Below are 17,609 nucleotides of genomic sequence, written 5' to 3' on the forward strand. Positions count from 1 at the left end.
TATCTGTTTTTTTGTCTCAATTAAATAAAATCCTATTTGTAAATATACTTTTCATTATATAATATAACCTATTTATAAAAAAATTGTTATATTTTAATATCTTATTATCGTAATTTCTGCTTTTAGATATTAAAATGCGTCATAACTTTATTATTTTGAAACTTTTATGTACATAAACAATAATAATTGACAAATAATAAAAATAAAAGTATAATAATCTACCAAATAAAAGTTTATTATGTGGAGGTTTCTAATGTTAAAAGAGCTTATAAGAAACAAAATAGATATAGTTGATAGTGTTGATAATTGGGAAGAGGCTATAAAAAAAGGAGCTGAACTTCTTATTGAAAATAAATGTATAGAACCTAGATATGTTGATAATATTATAAAAAATATTAAAGAAAGCGGACCTTATATTGTTCTTGGAGATGGAATGGCTATGTCCCATGCCAGACCTGAAGACGGGGTTATAAAAAACGGAATTACTCTTTTGAAAATTAAAAATGGTGTAGATTTTGATGAAAAAAATAAAATATTCTTATTATTTACTTTAGCTGCTGAAAATAATGATAATCATCAGGAATTAATGGAAGAAATAGCTGATTTATTGAATGAAAGTGAAAAAATCAAAAGAATAATGTATGATGAATTAACAGATTTAGAAATATACGATATTATTTTACAGTAATATATTATATAGTTACTTATACATAATTTTATAATATAAATTTTTAAAAACATTATATATTCATATATAAAATGTTTTTTTTAAATAATATTATTTTTTACAAATCCAAAAATTGTTATTATATTATAATAAATGAATTTTGGAGTTTTTATGTTAAAAGAGTTTTTAAAAGATAATATAAAAATAGTAGAAAATGTTTCAAATTGGGAAGAAGCTATAAAAATAGCAGCAAAATCTTTGATTGATAAAAATAATATAGAAGATATATATGTACAGGCTATAATAGATGATGTATATAAATACGGTCCTTATATAGTTCTTACTGACGGAGCTGCAATGCCTCATTCAAGACCTGAAAATGGTGTATTAAAAATGGGAATGAGCTTTTTAAAAGTAAAAAATGGTGTTGATTTTTATAAAACGGATGAAAAGGTATATTTATTCTTTGTTTTAGCTGCTGAAAATTCTGATAGTCATCAAGAGGCTATATCTGAATTAGCCGATTTTTTAGGTAATGATGATAAAGTAAAAAAATGATAAAAGAAGATTTAAATGAAGAAGAAATTTTATCTTTATTATAAAATAAAAACTATATTCTTATTATAATTATCTATAGATATAATGTAATGTTGAAGCTGTTGTTATAAAATACATTAAATCAGCATTATATCATCTATATATATGTTTTTTTCTTTTTCTATTATATATAAAATTATTATATATATTTAATGTTTATACTGAATATAAGTATTTATCTTAGTATCATATAAGTTTTGGCGATTGTTTAGAATATTATAAAAATATTCAATTATATTCTGTGTTATATTAAAATTAGTTAAGGAGATAATATGGAAGTTTTATTGAAGATATGGACATACTTTGTACAAAATATTCTTACACAGCCGGCATATTTTATTGGTTTTATAGTATTAATAGGTTATATACTATTAAAAAAAACTTGGTATGAATGTTTAGCAGGATTTTTAAAAGCTACTGTTGGATATCTTATACTTTTAGTGGGCTCTGGAGGACTTGTCAATAATTTTAGACCTATACTTGTAGGGCTTAAAGATAGATTTGATTTGCAAGCAACAGTTATAGATCCGTATTATGGACAAAATGCTGTTCAAACTGCAATGGAGCATATGGGAAAATCTTTTTCTCAGGTAATGATGCTTATTCTTATAGCATTTATGTTTAATGTTATTTTAGTTGCCTTTAGAAAAGTTACAAAAATACGTTCTTTATTTACTACAGGAAATGTTCAGATACAGCAAGCAGCGGCAGCTTTTTGGATAATATTTTTTGTTTTCCTGAATTAGGTGATATTCCTATGCTTATAATCATGAGTATAATTCTTGGTTTATATTGGGCTGTAGGTTCTAATTTAACTGTAGAAATTACTCAAGATTTAACAAATGGCGGCGGTTTTTGCATTGCTCATCAACAAATGTTTGCTTTAAAAATATTTTCTATTATAGCCGAAAAATTAAAAGGAAAAGGTGAAAGTAAGAAATTAGAAGATATTAAATTTCCAGGATTTTTATCAATTTTCAATGACAATATGGTATCTACTTCTATATTGATGTTAGTATTCTTTGGAATAATATTATTAATTTTAGGAAAAGATTACTTAATAGATAATGAATTCATGAAAGAAGGTCAAAGTTTCTTTTTCTATACATTAACAACAGCTTTGAATTTCGCAGTATATTTATCTATATTGCAATTAGGTGTTACAACATTTGTGGCAGAATTAACACAATCTTTCAAAGGTATATCCACAAGATTTCTTCATGGGGCTGTTCCGGGTATTGACTGTACAGCCGCTTTTGGTTTTGGACCTCCAAATGCTATTACTATTGGCTTATTATTTGGGGCAGCTGGACAATTTCTGGCAATTATTATATTGATACTTATGAAAAGCCCTATACTAATAATAGCCGGATTTATACCTGTATTTTTTGATAATGCTACTATAGCAATATTTGCTAATAATAAAGGCGGCATTAAAGCTGCTATGATTTTTACATTTATTTCTGGAATATGTCAGGTATTTGGATCTGCTTTCATAGCTTATTGGATAGGACTTGCTACTTATGGCGGTTATGTAGGTATGTTGGATTGGGCTGTATTATGGCCTGGATTTACAATAATTATGAAATATTTAGGTTATGCTGGTGTTGCTATTATAGTATTAATATTGATAGCTATACCTCAAATTCAGTATATGAAAAACAAAGACACATATTTTTTAATTATTGATGATTACGATGCTTATAAAGAAAAATTAAAAGAAAAAAGCAAATTTTAAAATATTATTTTAAGTAAATTAATAAATGTTTTTGACATAATAATAAAGATAATTTTTAAAAAATTAAAATCATTGAATATTGATAAACATATAACTTCATTATATTATTTTTGATATGATGATAAACTAAACAGGATAAAATAAAACTTAAATTAAGAAGAAATTTTATAATTATTTGGAGATAATTTTGAATAATATTGAGCTTATAGCCACAGATTTAGACGGCACTTTATTAAATAATAATCATCAAATAAGCGAGTATAATAAAAAAGTGATAAAAAGAGCCTCTGAAAAAGGAATAAAAACTATATTATCTACAGGAAGACCTACAGCATCGGCTTATAAATTTTTATATGATTTAAATATTGATACCGAGCTTATATCATTCAATGGTGCTATGATAACGGATAAGAATTCAAATATTATATATCAAGAAAATTTAAATCCTGAAATAAGTATTAAACTTATAAATATTGCTGAAAAATATAATGTATATCATCAGGGATTTTTAGGTGATAGATGGAATATTGGTTTCTTTGATAAAAAATGGACTAATTTCTATACATCAATAGCAAAAATAGACAATTATATTATAGGTTTTGGTGATATAGAAGATTTTTCTTTCAGCAAATTTATGTTTATAGGTGAAAATGATATATTAAAAAATATAGCCGAAGAATTAAATTGCACTTTTGGAAGCAGTATATATCATACATTTTCAAGAGATGTTTATTTAGAAGTTCATAGTCCTAATACTTCAAAGGCTAAGGCTTTAAAATATTTAGCTGATAAATACAATATCAATTCTGATAATATAATAGCTTTCGGTGATAATAATAATGATTTGGAAATGCTTGAATTTGCCGGTATTTCTGTTGCTGTTGAAAATGCTGAAGATACTGTAAAATCAAAGTCCTTATACATTACCAAAAGCAATGAAGAAAATGGGGTAGGGATATTCATTAATAATATTCTTAATTTAAATATATAATTTTTATATTCTATAATAAAAACCACTTTGACAAATTTATAATTTACTGATATAGTTTTTCAAGTTAGTTAGGAGTTTAATTATGCAGATATTTCAAGAAAAATTATTAAAAGCTTTAGAAATGTATCAAAACGATTTTGATAATATTATAGGAAGTTTTTTTGATGATAAAGATAAATATAATAATTTAATAAGTAAATATTCATGCGAAATGGAAGATGATGTTGATAAAAATTATTTATTAAGGGCAAGACTTTCATTTTCTATCATATATTATAAAAATCTACAAGCTTTAAATAAAGAAGCTTTGAAAAATATAATCATTCATTTATTTAATGAAGAATTAAAAGACAGAGAACATTCAAAATATAAAGGAATAGGAATAGCATTAGAATCTTTAACATTTCTTTTAAGCAAATACAATAAAGATAATAAAGATTTATTTGAAAAAGCAAAAAAGATAAATACTGATTGTGCCATTGGTTATGACAGCAATGTGAGATTTGAAAGTGATATAGAAAAATTAACTATTCAGTATTGTATGCATTATGCTTTGGAATTGGGATTTAAAGATTTATATTATGAATTAATAGATGTATGGAAATCAAGTATTGAAAAATGGGACAGAATTAATTTAGAAAGACTTAGAGATTTTGAAATAGAAATAGGAAACAGAGATGGTGAATTAGAGGCTAATAAAAAACTTTATGAGATTGTTAAAAGTGATTATGATAAAAACAAACAAAATCAGGCATTATCAAAGAAGTATTTATTTTATTTAGTTTCATATTTAAGCAATTATGCAGAGAATTTAATAAGACTTTCAAATTATGATGAGGCTTTGAATATTATTTTATTAAATATTGATGATATAAAGTCTATTAATAATAATGCTTTTTATAAAGTTCATGCCGGTATATCAATAGCAGATAGTGCATTAAAAATTCTAATTAACAAAGAAATTAATGATAATATAAATTTATTATGGGATTTTATAAAGATAGCATTTACTAATGAACATAATACATATTCAAAGAGTTTATATGAATCTTTCTTTAAAGCATGCGATAAAATGAATGATTTAGAATTGAAAGAGAAAGTTGAAAAAGAGATGAAAAACTAAGCACGGGCTACTGTAAGCAAACCTATTTTGTTAATGCATTCTAGTTTCTTAATCTCTTTAGAAATTTCATTTAAAGTGCTTCCCGTGGTAAGTACATCATCTATTATAAGAAGATCTATTTTATTATGATCGCTGTAGTCGGTATTTATCACAAAAGCATTTTTTATCATGTTTAGTCTTTCTGTTTTACTGTTTAAAGAACTTAATGCTTTGGTTTCTTTTTGCCTGAATATTATATCATCTATTAATTTTATATTTAGAATTTTAGATATTGTTTCTGCTATTATTTCACTTTGATTGTATCCTCTTTCCAAAAATCTATTTTTACCAAGAGGCACAAAAGTAACGGCATCATAATTTTTTATGTAGTCTTTATAATAATAACTAAGCATAGCAGCGAAGTCTTTACATATCAAATATCTATGAGAGAACTTCATTTTGTGAATCAAATCTATTGTATGATTATTATAATAAAGCATAGATTTGCATTCATCAAAATAAAGTTCTTCATCTTTGCAAATGCATATTGATTTTTCACTTTCTAAAACTTTACCGCATTTAGGACACCTTATATATTCATCTTTATGTATATAATCCAAATTTTTATTTATGCAGTCAATACAAACATAATTCATATTATTACTTTGCATTAACTCTCCGCATATTATACAGTGATTAGGAAATATTAAAGATAATATATTATTTATAATATGCTTGTAAAGTTTCATTTATTATTTCATTATTTTATTTGTATCATAGGGCTTACACCAGAACCAGCAACCTGAGGCATTTTACCATCCCATTTTTCTATATACATTCTTTGAATAAGAAGAGGTGTTAAAGATTCCTGCATTATTCTATTGGCTTCTGCTATACCTTTAGCCTTTGTAATTTCAGCTTCAGCTTCATATTTTACTTTTTCTAAATCATTTTGAGCAGTTAATGCATTTTGTGAAGCTATCAATTTTCTTTCTATTGCTTGATCAAATTCATCAGAAAAATCATGTTCTATGATAGAGCATGCTGCAACTGTGATGCCGTAATCCTGAAAATCACTCATAACCTCTTTTAAAAGCTCTCCAGCCATTTCATTTCTTTTTGTTATGAATTCTTCTATAGTGTATCTTGCAGAAACAGCATTCAAACTCTCTGATATTCTAGGATTAACTAATTTGTTTTTATAATCTGTTCCGAATTTTCTAAATAAATCTAAAGCATCTCCTGTTATAGAATACTGAACATTTAAAGTCATAGATATTGTCTGCATATCCTTTGATGATACAGCATAAGTTTTTTCTACTGTTTGTTCTCTTACTTCCATAGTTTTTATTGTGTCTATAAAAGGTATTCTAAAATGAAGTCCGGGTTCTTCCTGAGATATAGCTTTACCTAATCTGCTTCTTATTCCAACTTCTCCAGTAGATACTATTGTAACGCTAGAAAATATTAAAAATCCTACAACTAAAACAACAGGTAATAGTATAAAAAGTAGAGAATGCAGTTTATTTGAACTCACATTTATTATTCTCATATGTTCCTCCTTAAATATATACGAAATATTAAAATATAAGTAATTTTTTTGCAAGTATATCCTATTGGGGTATTATTCGGAATCATTTGTATTAAAATAAAAATAATTTATTATACTAAAATATTAATTGCATTAAGAAAAAAATACTATATAATTTATCCTACTATTTACAAATAACAGCTGCATTAATTATGTCAAATTGAATAATAGTCAAAAAAGTAATTTTTTATTATCGGAGTCTTTTTATGGAAATGCTTAATAGAGTTTTAATATCAGATGATGGTCATAGAATGTATACATATATTTTTAAACCTGATTCTAAGCCTAAAGCAATAGTGCAAATAGTTCATGGACTTGGAGAGCATGCTGGAAGATATAAAGAGATTGCTGAAAAACTTAATAAAGAAGGATTTTTAGTTTGTGCCGACGATCATAGAGGATTTGGAAGAAGCACTGTAAGTAAGGATCAAATAGGGCATATGGCCGATAAAAACGGACATGAACTTATTATAGAAGATATGAAGCATTTAATGGTAAATACTAAAGCCGATTATCCTAATCTTCCTTATTTTATGATGGGTCATAGTATGGGTTCTTTTCTTACTAGAGGTTTTTTGATTAAATATCATAAAGATTTAAATGGTGCTATAATAATGGGTACTAGGGGAAAACCTAAGGGAATAGAAAATCTAGGAAAAACTATAGCTAATATTCAGAAGTCATTATTCGGCGGAAGAAAAAGAGCTTATTTACTTGACAAATTATCAGTTGGCGGATACGGTAAAAAATTCTTCCCTAAAGATAATTCAGATTTAGCATGGCTTACTTCAGATAAGGAAGAAATTAAGAAAGCTCAGGAAGATGAATACTTTGCAAATAAGCCTGCAAGTATAGAAACTTACATTCAATTATTTGAACTTATTGATAAAATTTCAAATAAGGATAATTATTCTTCTATGGATAAAAATTTCCCTATACTTTTAATATCAGGAGCGAAAGACCCTGTAGGAGATATGGGAAAGGGAGTTAAATGGGTTCATGAAATGTATGAGTCATTAGGATTTAAAGATGTTACTATAAGTCTTTATGAAAATGGAAGACATGAAATACTTAATGATGTTCAAAGAGATGATGTAGCTAAAGAGATAATTGCTTGGCTTAATGCTCATATAGCATAGTATTACTATATGATATTTTTATAAAGCATAGGTACTTATGCTTTTTTAATAGTATATACTAAAAATTTTTAAGTTTGTCAAAATTTAGATTTTTAATTTTATTGTTTGTGGGGACTAGCCCCCACACCCCCAGTTCTTTTATTGGTATAAAAGAACCAAAAAAACTGCATTTTTAACCCATATTTTAGGTATTACTACACATTTAATACATATTGTAGTAATATAAGGTTGTAGCACTTGCGTTTTTTGCAACTTTTTTGTGCGTCAAAAAAGTTGATAATACATTTACAAAAATATTAAAATTGACAAAATGTAATTGTTTAGGTATAAATTTAATCATAATAGGCATAAGAACCTAATTCTCTTGATGCATCATAATCTTCTTTTATACTCATAGCATATTTATTTTCTGAGTTAATAAATTTTAAACATGATTTTATTGCTTCTTTTGATAGGGGAGGCACATCTTTTTTATTTAAAGCTTCTTCTACATCAAGCCAAATAACTTCGCTGTTTTCACTGTCATTAACTTTTGCCTCTCCTGAAATATATTCTGCTCTGAACATCAAATACCAATCATTTTCAGTAAAACGCATTGATACTATTTCTTTTGTCTTTACTTTCACATTTGTTTCTTCTAATACTTCACGCTCAGCAGCTTCAGCAGGCAGTTCTCCTTCATTGATAAATCCTCCTGGTATTATAAGAAGTCCTTTTCCTCTTCCGTAATTATGACGTCCTAGAAGAACTTTACCGTCCTTTATTACTACACAGCCAACGCCTTTTCCAAATATCATTCTTTCATTATCTGAAAATGCCATTTATTATTCCTTTTAATTTAATTAGTTTTTATCATTATAAAAATGTATTTCTAATATATATTCATCATCTTTATTTACAGCAGCATTTTTTGATATTCTATTTAATCCGTAAGGCTCTAAATATAATGCTAGTATATCATCATTTACAGAAGTTATTATTGGTATTAATTCCCTTTCATACAAAGGTATTTTTAAATCTATGAAAATTTTTCTTAAATATTTTTTATTTCCATTAGGATAAGCATTTATAAAGTCCGATTCTTTTTTATTTCTTATTATTAATGGATAATCTGCTTTTATATAAATATTATCCTTATAATTAATATCTTTGTTTAAAACGGTTTTTACTTCTATTTTTTTATTTAAAAAGTTATATACTCCGTCTTTTTCAATTTTTATAAAATTATTTGTTTTTATATCATCAAGTTTTTTTTCATTTTGTTTTTCTATAGTTTTTATAAAGTTATATTCTTTTATTAAATAAAAATTATCTAGTCTTAATCTTATATTCGGCTTATCCGATTTTATCAGTTTTAATATTTCTGAAACTCTTTTCTCTGTTATCTCTATATTATTCTTTGCTAAAAATTTGATTACGATTTTTTTTATAAAAAGTTCATTTGTATTTTTTATTTTTTCTATATTAAGTTTTGTATTTTTTTCAGATATATTTTTTTTGTATAATTTATTAACTTTTTTTCTTAATATATATGTTTCTTCATAGCTTCTTTTTGCAAATCTTATTATATTGTTTTTAGCATTTGTATTTATTTCTTCAAGCATTGGTATTATCAAATTTCTTATCTTGTTTCTAGAATAATAATTTTTTTTATTTGAAACATCTTCTCTATGTTCAAGATTATTATTTTTAGCGTACTCTTCAATGTCTTTTCTATAGAAATTTAAAATAGGTCTTAAAATATAACTTTTTTTATCTCTTAAACTTTTATAAACATTAGTTCCAGAGCCTTTAATCATTCTGTAAATTATAGTTTCAGCTAAATCATCTTTATTATGTGCTATTAATAAATAATCATATATTTTTTTATTATGAAGTTCTTCAAAGAAATTATATCTGTCATTTCTAGCTTCAAGCTGAATATTTTTTCCATTATAGCTGTTAGGTTTTATTTCTTTGACATATATTTCTATATTATATTTCTTAGCCATATCGCGTGCGAATAATTCATCATTTGTAGAATCTTCGCCTCTGAGATTATAATTAACATGTATTATTATTAAATTAAATGATAACTCATCTTTTAATCTGTATGCAATATTTAAAAGAACTTGAGAATCTATTCCTCCTGAATATGCTACGGCTAAAGTTTTATTTTTTATATCATATATATTTGAAAGTAAAAAGTTATAAGTTTCTTTTAACATAAAAATATCCTAAAGTTTAAATACAGCATTCTTTTCATTAATTATTATTTTTCTTTCTGTTACAGATGCATTTTCATTATCAATTAAATTTTTATCTGATAATATTTCATTGTTTGCATCATAATCTTTTAATATATTTTTTGAATTAGCATAACAGTAAATGCATCCGTTAGTGCATGTATTATACATTCCTATATCAATACTTTCTATACAATTGCATAATTTTCTTTGAGATTTATCCTTTTTTTCTTTTATAGAATAGCCCAATATTTTTTGTATTCTTTCTTTATCTATGCAGGCTGATTTTTCTATTCTTATATTTGTTATATTATCAAAATCTTGAGAGCAGGATTTTAATTTTATATTATTTTTTTCAGATATTTCTTTTATATTTTTTATTAATATAAGTTTATCATTATCATTTATATTCTTGATATTGTTTTTTATCTTTGAATATATTTGCACAAAACTGAATATGCATTCATCTGTATAACCATTTAAATTATCAGCAAAGTTTTTGAAATTATTTATATGATAATTAGCATCAAAATCATCATTTAAAATAATAGGGTCATATCTCCATATAATTTTTTCTTTACCGAATAATTTGCTTATAGTTTGAAAGTTTTTTATTAATAATTTTTTATCAGGTATATTTTTTTCTATATTTTTGTCATAAGGTGTGATAGTAAAATGCAGATAAAACTCGTATCTTAAATCTTTAACCTCTTTTAGAAAATCAATATTAGGATTCTTCGACCAAAATACTATTATATCAACTATATTTTTATTTAATGGTATTTTGTAGAAATTATTTTTACTTATAGGATTTTGAGTAATAACATATTCTTCTTTTAATCTATTTAAAAACCATTTAGTATGTAAAGAAGGTATATCGGTTCTTCTGCTTGCACTTATTATCATTTTCTATTGATGTATTAAAACACACCCATTTTTTTTCTTTGAGATAATTTTACACCGAAAGCATCATGTCCCGGATATAATAAAGTATCATCATCTAAAGCAAATACTTTTTGAGAAATACTATTTTCTAAAGTAGCAAAATCACCTGTAGGAAAATCTGTTCTTCCTATTCCATAAGCGAATATTGTATCACCGCAGAATAAATGTCCTTTAGTATAAAAGCATACTCCGCCTCTTGTATGTCCTGGTGTATGTATAACTTTGAACTCTATATCTTTTAATTTGAAAGTATCTCCATCATTGAATTGTATTTCTGGGCTTTGGCATTTTATTACGCTGCCTAAATATGAACTTACATTCAAACTTCCGTCCTGAAAGAAATCATAATCCATACTATGAACGCAATGAGGAACATCAGGAAACTCTTTTCTTATATCATCAGCACCAGATATATGATCGAAATGCCCATGAGTGTATATTACTCTTACTAGCTTTTTTCCTTCTAATACTTTTTTATAAACATTATAATTATTTAATTGTGCTGCATCTATAATCATAGCTTCATCATCAGCTATTACTACATAAGAATTCATACCGTACATATTATTGTTTATGCAATATATTTGTAATTCGCTCATTATTATTTCTCCTGTTTTTAGTAAATTATTTTTTTCTGTATCTGTAAGGAAAATGTCCATAGTATCAAGCATTCCTGACATAGTATTGTATTTGATTATTTTTCTTGTTTTATCATCTTTTTCTATATAAGCTGCTATTTTAGGAAGAAATATTGAGAATGGTATTCCTTCTATTTTAATTTCCATTTCATAGCATTCTTTTTCTTCATTTTGTATTTTATCTTTTTTATTCCATTATTTAGTATAGATACTCTTATTTTATTATCCTTAGAAGTCATAGGCATAATGATATTCATTTCATTTGTTGCCTCAAGAGGAAAAGTTCTGGCTATTTGATAAGCACCGTACATAGAGAATATAGCTAAAGAACCTTGAGCATTTGTGTATTTTACTTTGCCTCTTATATCGAATGTATGCTCCATAGTACCGAAATCATAATAATCTATTGTTTTATTATATACGGTTCTCATATTTACCAAATCTATTTTAGAATACATTTCTGACTTTCTGATATTAGTCATCATACTTTCTTCTAGTAAGAATGGGTCTTTTAACTTATTTGTTACATAGCCTTTTATAGAAGTTTCTTTGACATTCCAATATCCGTTATTATCTATAGAAGTTTCTGTATATATTATTACAGCATTATTTTTCTTTCCGGATACTCCCTTATGAACAAAATATTCCTTTTTTTGAAAAGATGGAATATTTGTATAAGAGTAATATTGTGCAAATAAAAATGAATTTAATATAAAAAAATTATCAATATGTTTTTCATCTCAATATAATAACCTTAAAAATACAAATTTCAATATATATTTCATACATTTTTTATTTTTAATATATTGCCTTCAATGTCTATTATGATTATATTATTATTAATTTCTATTTCATATTTATTTTTTCTTTTAATTATTCTATATATATTGAAGCTTGTATATTTATCTTTTATAGTTTTTATTATCTCTTTTTCTATAAGATTATCTTCAGCAAGTTTTTCTACTATATTAAATGGTATTTCATTTCCGTTTCCTATTATTGAAGTCCATTCTCCTTTTGTATTAAAATTAATTGAACTTCCGCCTTTAAATACTGCACTATATGATGAATTAAATGTTACTTTAAATAAATAGTAATTAGAGAAATATGTTTCTATAAAGTTTCTTGCTTTTTGAGGCAGGTTATTTGATGAAAGAATATCCATAATTATCCTTGTTTTTCTAATAGAAATTAATTTATTTATTTTCTTCGTTCTTTTCTTTTTCTATCATATCTTCTAAATAAGCCTTTAAGAAAATATAATTGTGAACGTCTGCAAGATTTTGATTATTGTTAATTTTTTTGTTTAGAAATTCCACTAATTCTTCTTTTGTTTTCATATAAGCTCCTTTAATAATTTAAGTAATAATTTTTGGGTTAAACAATATAATATTATTTGTAGTATGTCAATCTATAATTAGTAGATAGAATTGCTTAAAATAGAGTATCAAAAATGTATTTGAAGCCAAATAATTTTAACTTTTTATAAATACTTATTATTTATCAATTGTGCTTATATATACTGAAAATTTTTAAGTTTGTCAATTTTTATATTGTTCTTTTTCCCGCCGCAAAAAGAACCAAAAAGTGCAAATGTAAAATTACTACTAAATCATACTGACTTTGTTTTACATGTATATAAATTATTAATTTAAGATAAAATATAGACATTCGCCTGCCGTATGCACACTTCGTGAGGTGGGCTGTGACTGCTTCTTTGTGGCAATACTTACAGAACTTCCTCCGGTCGCAAAAGAAGTTGGGTTGCCGTAGGCACGCACAGCGGTGGCAAAACCCCAAATATAAAAATAAAACATAAATTTATTTTTTAAGAATCTAATATTTTTATAAAAAATTATAGTATTATTTTTAGGCTTTTTTGTTTTTAAAATATTTCCGTTATGGTCTATATAAATATAATATGCATCATCTACTTTAAACTCATAGCCTTTGCTTCTTTTGTATATATTGTTTATGCTTGTATATTTGTTTTTTATGATATTCATAATTTTACTGTCAATAAATTTTTCTGCTGTACTTATCTGTATTATTTTTCTATTTCCTATTATAGAAGTCCATTCGCCTTTTCTGTTAAAGTTTATTGATGAACCGCCTTTAAAAATAACCATATAATGAGTGGATACGGCAGCACTATATACTTCATATTCGTTAAAGTATGTATTTACGAATTCCTGAATATTATTAGGAAGAGAGGTATATGGTACAAACTGAATATTTCTTTCATCATCAAAAAATATAAATGAGGAAGACACTATATATAATATTGATATTAAAAAATAAAATTTTATATTATATTTAGTCATAATTCTTTCCTCCTTATATTAATAATTTTAAATATATATTAAAAGTTAAATATTTCAATATAAATAAAAAGTAAAAAATCGTACTTTTTCTATTGACAAACAAATAAACATGCATATAATACTTCATTACTAATAGTACGAAATAAGACTATATTTAAAAGGAGTTTATTATGATGAATATTCAAAAAATGGATAAGTCTTTTTTCAAATATGTTTTACCTGCTATAGTATCAACTATGCTTGGAGGATTTTATATAGTTGTAGACGGTTTTTTCGTTGGTAATTCTATGGGAGATATTGGGCTTACTGCAATTAATTTAGTTTATCCTATAGGTACTTTGCTTATGGCTGTAGCTATTATGCTTGGTATGGGAGGCTCTGTTATAATGTCAACATATCTTGGAGAGGGTAATATAGAAGGATTTAATAAGGCTAAAGTAAATACTTTTATTTCTCTTATATTAGCTAGTATAATATTAACAGTTGTTCTTCTTTTATTAAAAAACAGTCTTATATATTTGCTTGGTGCAAGAGATGAGGTATTTAAACAGGCTGATTCATATATTACTACTATAATTTTAGGAGGCAGTTTTCAAATAATATCATTCGGTTCTATGCCTATAATAAGAAATTCAGGAAAAACTATTCATGCCATGAGTTTTATGGGAGTTGGACTTATAACAAATATTATTCTTGATTATTTATTTTTAATGGTTTTTAGATTAGAAATGTTCGGTGCTGCTTTAGCTACAATAATAGCTCAAGGATTAGTTGCTTTGATAGCTGTTTATTATCTTTTCATAAGAAAGAAAAACAGAACAAAAATAAAATTATCAGATTTTGATTTATCTATGACAAAGAGAGCTTTGCAAATAGGTTTATCTCCATTTGGTTTGGTTATGGCTCCTTCTCTTATAGTGATATTTAATAATCTTCAATGCATCAAGTATGGCGGATATTTAGGAACTACTGCATACTCTGTAATGAATTATATATACGGTTCTATTTTGCATTTATTTGAGGGAGTGGCAGAGGGCTGTCAGCCTATGATAAGTTATTTTAAAGGTGCATGCAGAAATGATCTTATGAGAAAAGTATTTAAAAAAGGCATATTATTCGATATTATACTTGGAGCTTTTCTTATAATAATAGTATTGGTTTTTAGAAATAAACTTGGAATATTATTTGGTGCATCTATAGAAACTAATGCCATAATAAGTTTAGGGCTTCCTATAATATCTTCAGGTTTTATACTTCAGCCTATAGTAAGGCTTGGAACTGCATATTTTTATTCATCAGGAGAAAGCAGATATTCTACACTTTTAACATATATAGACCCTTTATTTGTAAGTCCTTTATGTATATTGATACTTCCTTTATTTTTGAAACTTAATGGTGTATGGTTTGCGGTACCTGCATCACAGTTAATATTAGCTATTGTATTTTTATTTATATTTTATAATACGAATTTAAAGAATGATAATTTAGTAAGTAAAGCAGTTTATCAAAATGAATAGTTAGTATAAAAAATATAGGCTTTAAATAATAATAAATATTATATTATTTAAAGCCTATAATTATATTCTTTTAATATATACCTAAACAACTACATTTTGTCAATTTTAGTTTTTTTAATTTTATTGTTTGTGGGGACTAGCCCCTCCGTTCTGCGTACTTAGTAACACCCCAACTTCTTTTGTTGCCACATACGTAGTACGCCTGCGGCGAAAGGCTATATTTGACGAAGTCCGCCTTTAGGTGTGCTTAAATTAATAGTTTATATTACATGTAAAACAATTTTAGTATGGTTTAGTATTAATTCTATCCTTGCACTTTTTGGTTCTTTTTGCTGCGGGAAAAAGAACAACAAAAAAATTGACAAACTTAAAAATTTTCAGTATATAACTTAAAAAATATAGGCTTTAAATAATAATAAATATTATATTATTTAAAGCCATATTTATATTTTTATTTATTATATTGTTTAGAAAATTATTGAAGATATGAGCATAGAAATAAGTTTAATTATTATCAATGCTGCTAAAGCAAATATAGCAGAAGTTAATATTAATTTATTAGCTTTTTCTATATGATTAGGATTTAAATCTTCCAAATATTCCCCTATTAATGGTCTGTCATATATTTCACCGTCTTTTATATATTCTCCGCCAAGTTCTATATTCATAGCACCGGCAATGCCTGATTCTAATCTTGCTTTATTATTTTTACCGTCTTTTTTCAAAACAGCAAATGCATTTTTATATTCATATTTGAAGAATATAGATGTAATAATACAAATCAAAGCAGTAAAGAATGAAGGTATTATATTTAATATATAGCATAATTTGATATTGAGTATTCCAAATACATCATCGCTTTTATTTTCATCTAAATATATTGTATCAGAAGAACTTTCAGAAAGTACATATATAACTTTATAAGCTATACAAAGAGGAGCTCCTCCTAATAATAAAAATATAGCCGGATATATATAATCTTCAGCTATGCTTATTATAGTATATTCTATTGTATTTTTGATTATTTGTTCATCTTCAATATCATCAGTATCGACTTCAGCATTTTCTTTCAAAAGAGATTTAGCTTTTTTTATATCATTTGTTATCATGCTATGGTATATATAAGAACTTATTTCTAAAGGCTTTCTAATGCCCAATGTTATATAACATAAAGCAAGTTCTATTATTAATCCTAATATAAAATGTACTTTATACAAAAACATTAAAAGAAAGAAAGGAACTAAAAAACCTATAGCTATAAGTATTAAAGAAGATAATATGCCTAATATATAGGCTAATATTTTATTATCATTTTTTACTTTTTTTCTGAATAAATCTTCAGCTATGAAATGTAGTCTTGATACAAAGACAAAAGGATCAAATTTAATATTCTTTATAAATATATTTAAAAGAAAAGATATAGGAAGTATTAATAATATTTTCATGTTATTTATTCCAATAAAAGTTATTACTAATAATCATCGTAAAATTATAACTTTTCTATAATATTTATATTATTTTTATCATCTATTTCTGCATAATATCCGCATCCGTTTTGTAATAGATAATCATAGAAATTCAGTTTTTGCTTATCATATCTGCTGAATATTGACATAATAACGCCGCCATGAGTAACTACAGCAGTATAATCTAAATTATTTTTTTTCATATTTTCTATAATATAGAGGTATGCATTTTCTGTTCTTCCAAAGAAATGTTCAGCAGTTTCACCATTTGGTACATTGCTTTTCCAATTAGTTCTAAAGAATTCTTTATAATATGGATTATTTTTTAATTCATCATGATTCTTACCTTCAAAATCTCCAAAGCATCTTTCTTTTAAATTATCTATAACCTCTTTGTTCATATCATTAAAATATATATCAGCTGTTTCTAAACACCTTTTCATAGGGCTGCAATATAATTTTTGAACAGGTTTATATTTTTCTACTATATTTTTTTTATTAATTAATACTTCTTTACCAGATTCAGACAATGGAGCATCGGTAGAACCAAGCCATCTTCCTTCAGCATTTAATTGAGTTTGACCATGGCGTATAAATAGTATTTTCATGTGATACTCCGATTATAATATTTTATTTCTTAGACAATACTAACATTATAATAATAGTTTA

Annotated in this window: 20 protein-coding genes; 8 read left to right on the forward strand and 12 right to left on the reverse strand. The window is 25.3% G+C overall.

Going from position 1 to position 17,609, the window contains the following annotated elements; genetic code table 11:
- The first annotated feature begins 253 nt into the window (after positions 1 to 253).
- The 6 genes from BINT_RS02385 (at position 254) to BINT_RS02405 (ending at position 5,116) form a co-directional block, all read left to right on the forward strand.
- Positions 254 to 688, forward strand: a complete 435-nt coding sequence (locus BINT_RS02385; protein ID WP_014486961.1) for a PTS sugar transporter subunit IIA — start codon at positions 254 to 256, stop codon at positions 686 to 688.
- Between the two features lie 150 nt (positions 689 to 838).
- Positions 839 to 1,225: a PTS sugar transporter subunit IIA gene (locus BINT_RS02390; RefSeq protein ID WP_014486962.1), complete on the forward strand. Its 387-nt coding sequence runs from the start codon at positions 839 to 841 to the stop codon at positions 1,223 to 1,225.
- Positions 1,226 to 1,536: 311 nt separating this feature from the next.
- Positions 1,537 to 2,010, forward strand: a complete 474-nt coding sequence (locus BINT_RS14925; protein WP_014486963.1) for a PTS transporter subunit IIC — start codon at positions 1,537 to 1,539, stop codon at positions 2,008 to 2,010.
- Positions 1,980 to 3,002, forward strand: coding sequence for a PTS transporter subunit IIC (locus tag BINT_RS02395; protein ID WP_014486964.1), 1,023 nt, complete (start codon positions 1,980 to 1,982; stop codon positions 3,000 to 3,002). Before BINT_RS14925 ends, BINT_RS02395 begins: the two co-directional genes overlap by 31 nt.
- Before the next feature lie 187 nt (positions 3,003 to 3,189).
- Positions 3,190 to 3,993 (forward strand): Cof-type HAD-IIB family hydrolase, encoded by an 804-nt coding sequence (locus BINT_RS02400; RefSeq protein ID WP_014486965.1) that lies wholly within the window; start codon positions 3,190 to 3,192, stop codon positions 3,991 to 3,993.
- 82 nt (positions 3,994 to 4,075) lie between these two features.
- Positions 4,076 to 5,116: a hypothetical protein gene (locus BINT_RS02405; RefSeq protein ID WP_014486966.1), complete on the forward strand. Its 1,041-nt coding sequence runs from the start codon at positions 4,076 to 4,078 to the stop codon at positions 5,114 to 5,116.
- Here BINT_RS02405 and BINT_RS02410 read toward each other — a convergent pair.
- Positions 5,113 to 5,844: a ComF family protein gene (locus BINT_RS02410; RefSeq protein WP_014486967.1), complete on the reverse strand. Its 732-nt coding sequence runs from the start codon at positions 5,842 to 5,844 to the stop codon at positions 5,113 to 5,115. The two genes, BINT_RS02405 and BINT_RS02410, sit on opposite strands and share 4 nt — an antisense overlap.
- An 11-nt stretch (positions 5,845 to 5,855) precedes the next feature.
- Complete coding sequence (locus tag BINT_RS02415; RefSeq protein ID WP_014486968.1) at positions 5,856 to 6,647, reverse strand: prohibitin family protein; 792 nt, start codon at positions 6,645 to 6,647, stop codon at positions 5,856 to 5,858.
- 245 nt (positions 6,648 to 6,892) lie between these two features.
- Between BINT_RS02415 and BINT_RS02420 the strand changes: the two genes are divergently transcribed.
- Complete coding sequence (locus tag BINT_RS02420) at positions 6,893 to 7,825, forward strand: alpha/beta fold hydrolase (protein ID WP_014486969.1); 933 nt, start codon at positions 6,893 to 6,895, stop codon at positions 7,823 to 7,825.
- A gap of 332 nt (positions 7,826 to 8,157) precedes the next feature.
- On the opposite strand, the gene BINT_RS02425 is transcribed toward BINT_RS02420, so the two are convergent.
- The 8 genes from BINT_RS02425 to BINT_RS02455 all read right to left on the reverse strand — a co-directional run bounded on the left by BINT_RS02425 (position 8,158) and on the right by BINT_RS02455 (position 13,957).
- Positions 8,158 to 8,646: an NUDIX domain-containing protein gene (locus tag BINT_RS02425; RefSeq protein ID WP_014486970.1), complete on the reverse strand. Its 489-nt coding sequence runs from the start codon at positions 8,644 to 8,646 to the stop codon at positions 8,158 to 8,160.
- Positions 8,647 to 8,667: 21 nt separating this feature from the next.
- Positions 8,668 to 10,032 carry a tRNA lysidine(34) synthetase TilS gene (gene tilS, locus BINT_RS02430; protein ID WP_014486971.1) on the reverse strand — a complete coding sequence of 455 codons (1,365 nt, stop codon included), beginning with the start codon at positions 10,030 to 10,032 and terminating at the stop codon, positions 8,668 to 8,670.
- Positions 10,033 to 10,041: 9 nt separating this feature from the next.
- Positions 10,042 to 10,956, reverse strand: coding sequence for a DUF1848 domain-containing protein (locus tag BINT_RS02435; RefSeq protein WP_014486972.1), 915 nt, complete (start codon positions 10,954 to 10,956; stop codon positions 10,042 to 10,044).
- Between the two features lie 14 nt (positions 10,957 to 10,970).
- Entirely contained in the window at positions 10,971 to 11,594 is a 624-nt protein-coding gene (locus BINT_RS02440; protein ID WP_041177558.1) for an MBL fold metallo-hydrolase, read from the reverse strand.
- Between the two features lie 170 nt (positions 11,595 to 11,764).
- Positions 11,765 to 12,118 carry a hypothetical protein gene (locus BINT_RS15030; RefSeq protein WP_234944346.1) on the reverse strand — a complete coding sequence of 118 codons (354 nt, stop codon included), beginning with the start codon at positions 12,116 to 12,118 and terminating at the stop codon, positions 11,765 to 11,767.
- A 296-nt stretch (positions 12,119 to 12,414) separates the two neighbouring features.
- Positions 12,415 to 12,798, reverse strand: coding sequence for a PepSY-like domain-containing protein (locus tag BINT_RS02450; RefSeq protein WP_014486975.1), 384 nt, complete (start codon positions 12,796 to 12,798; stop codon positions 12,415 to 12,417).
- A gap of 31 nt (positions 12,799 to 12,829) precedes the next feature.
- Positions 12,830 to 12,973 carry a hypothetical protein gene (locus BINT_RS14840; protein ID WP_014486976.1) on the reverse strand — a complete coding sequence of 48 codons (144 nt, stop codon included), beginning with the start codon at positions 12,971 to 12,973 and terminating at the stop codon, positions 12,830 to 12,832.
- A 306-nt stretch (positions 12,974 to 13,279) separates the two neighbouring features.
- On the reverse strand, positions 13,280 to 13,957 hold the full coding sequence (locus tag BINT_RS02455; protein ID WP_014486977.1) for a PepSY-like domain-containing protein: 678 nt from the start codon (positions 13,955 to 13,957) through the stop codon (positions 13,280 to 13,282).
- Positions 13,958 to 14,127: 170 nt separating this feature from the next.
- Here BINT_RS02455 and BINT_RS02460 point away from each other — a divergent pair, with 170 nt between their 5' ends.
- Positions 14,128 to 15,474: an MATE family efflux transporter gene (locus BINT_RS02460; protein ID WP_014486978.1), complete on the forward strand. Its 1,347-nt coding sequence runs from the start codon at positions 14,128 to 14,130 to the stop codon at positions 15,472 to 15,474.
- A 467-nt stretch (positions 15,475 to 15,941) separates the two neighbouring features.
- Here the strand turns inward: BINT_RS02460 and BINT_RS02465 are convergent, their stop codons facing one another.
- A complete protein-coding gene (locus tag BINT_RS02465; RefSeq protein ID WP_014486979.1) occupies positions 15,942 to 16,919 on the reverse strand; it encodes a cobalamin biosynthesis protein CobD/CbiB in 978 nt (325 codons plus the stop codon).
- 44 nt (positions 16,920 to 16,963) lie between these two features.
- On the reverse strand, positions 16,964 to 17,548 hold the full coding sequence (locus tag BINT_RS02470; protein ID WP_014486980.1) for a histidine phosphatase family protein: 585 nt from the start codon (positions 17,546 to 17,548) through the stop codon (positions 16,964 to 16,966).
- Positions 17,549 to 17,609 lie beyond the last annotated feature (61 nt).

The organism is Brachyspira intermedia PWS/A (assembly GCF_000223215.1).
In the GTDB taxonomy this organism is placed as follows: Bacteria; Spirochaetota; Brachyspiria; order Brachyspirales; family Brachyspiraceae; genus Brachyspira; species Brachyspira intermedia.

Coding starts and splice junctions, on each gene's coding strand:
- BINT_RS02385 (WP_014486961.1), top strand. CDS start 254: ATGTTAAAAGAGCTTATAAGAAACAAAATAGATATAGTTGATAGTGTT.
- BINT_RS02390 (WP_014486962.1), top strand. CDS start 839: ATGTTAAAAGAGTTTTTAAAAGATAATATAAAAATAGTAGAAAATGTT.
- BINT_RS14925 (WP_014486963.1), top strand. CDS start 1,537: ATGGAAGTTTTATTGAAGATATGGACATACTTTGTACAAAATATTCTT.
- BINT_RS02405 (WP_014486966.1), top strand. CDS start 4,076: ATGCAGATATTTCAAGAAAAATTATTAAAAGCTTTAGAAATGTATCAA.
- BINT_RS02410 (WP_014486967.1), bottom strand. CDS start 5,844: ATGAAACTTTACAAGCATATTATAAATAATATATTATCTTTAATATTT.
- BINT_RS02415 (WP_014486968.1), bottom strand. CDS start 6,647: ATGAGAATAATAAATGTGAGTTCAAATAAACTGCATTCTCTACTTTTT.
- BINT_RS02420 (WP_014486969.1), top strand. CDS start 6,893: ATGGAAATGCTTAATAGAGTTTTAATATCAGATGATGGTCATAGAATG.
- BINT_RS02425 (WP_014486970.1), bottom strand. CDS start 8,646: ATGGCATTTTCAGATAATGAAAGAATGATATTTGGAAAAGGCGTTGGC.
- tilS (WP_014486971.1), bottom strand. CDS start 10,032: ATGTTAAAAGAAACTTATAACTTTTTACTTTCAAATATATATGATATA.
- BINT_RS02435 (WP_014486972.1), bottom strand. CDS start 10,956: ATGATAATAAGTGCAAGCAGAAGAACCGATATACCTTCTTTACATACT.
- BINT_RS02440 (WP_041177558.1), bottom strand. CDS start 11,594: ATGAGCGAATTACAAATATATTGCATAAACAATAATATGTACGGTATG.
- BINT_RS15030 (WP_234944346.1), bottom strand. CDS start 12,118: ATGATGACTAATATCAGAAAGTCAGAAATGTATTCTAAAATAGATTTG.
- BINT_RS02450 (WP_014486975.1), bottom strand. CDS start 12,798: ATGGATATTCTTTCATCAAATAACCTGCCTCAAAAAGCAAGAAACTTT.
- BINT_RS14840 (WP_014486976.1), bottom strand. CDS start 12,973: ATGAAAACAAAAGAAGAATTAGTGGAATTTCTAAACAAAAAAATTAAC.
- BINT_RS02455 (WP_014486977.1), bottom strand. CDS start 13,957: ATGACTAAATATAATATAAAATTTTATTTTTTAATATCAATATTATAT.
- BINT_RS02460 (WP_014486978.1), top strand. CDS start 14,128: ATGATGAATATTCAAAAAATGGATAAGTCTTTTTTCAAATATGTTTTA.
- BINT_RS02465 (WP_014486979.1), bottom strand. CDS start 16,919: ATGAAAATATTATTAATACTTCCTATATCTTTTCTTTTAAATATATTT.
- BINT_RS02470 (WP_014486980.1), bottom strand. CDS start 17,548: ATGAAAATACTATTTATACGCCATGGTCAAACTCAATTAAATGCTGAA.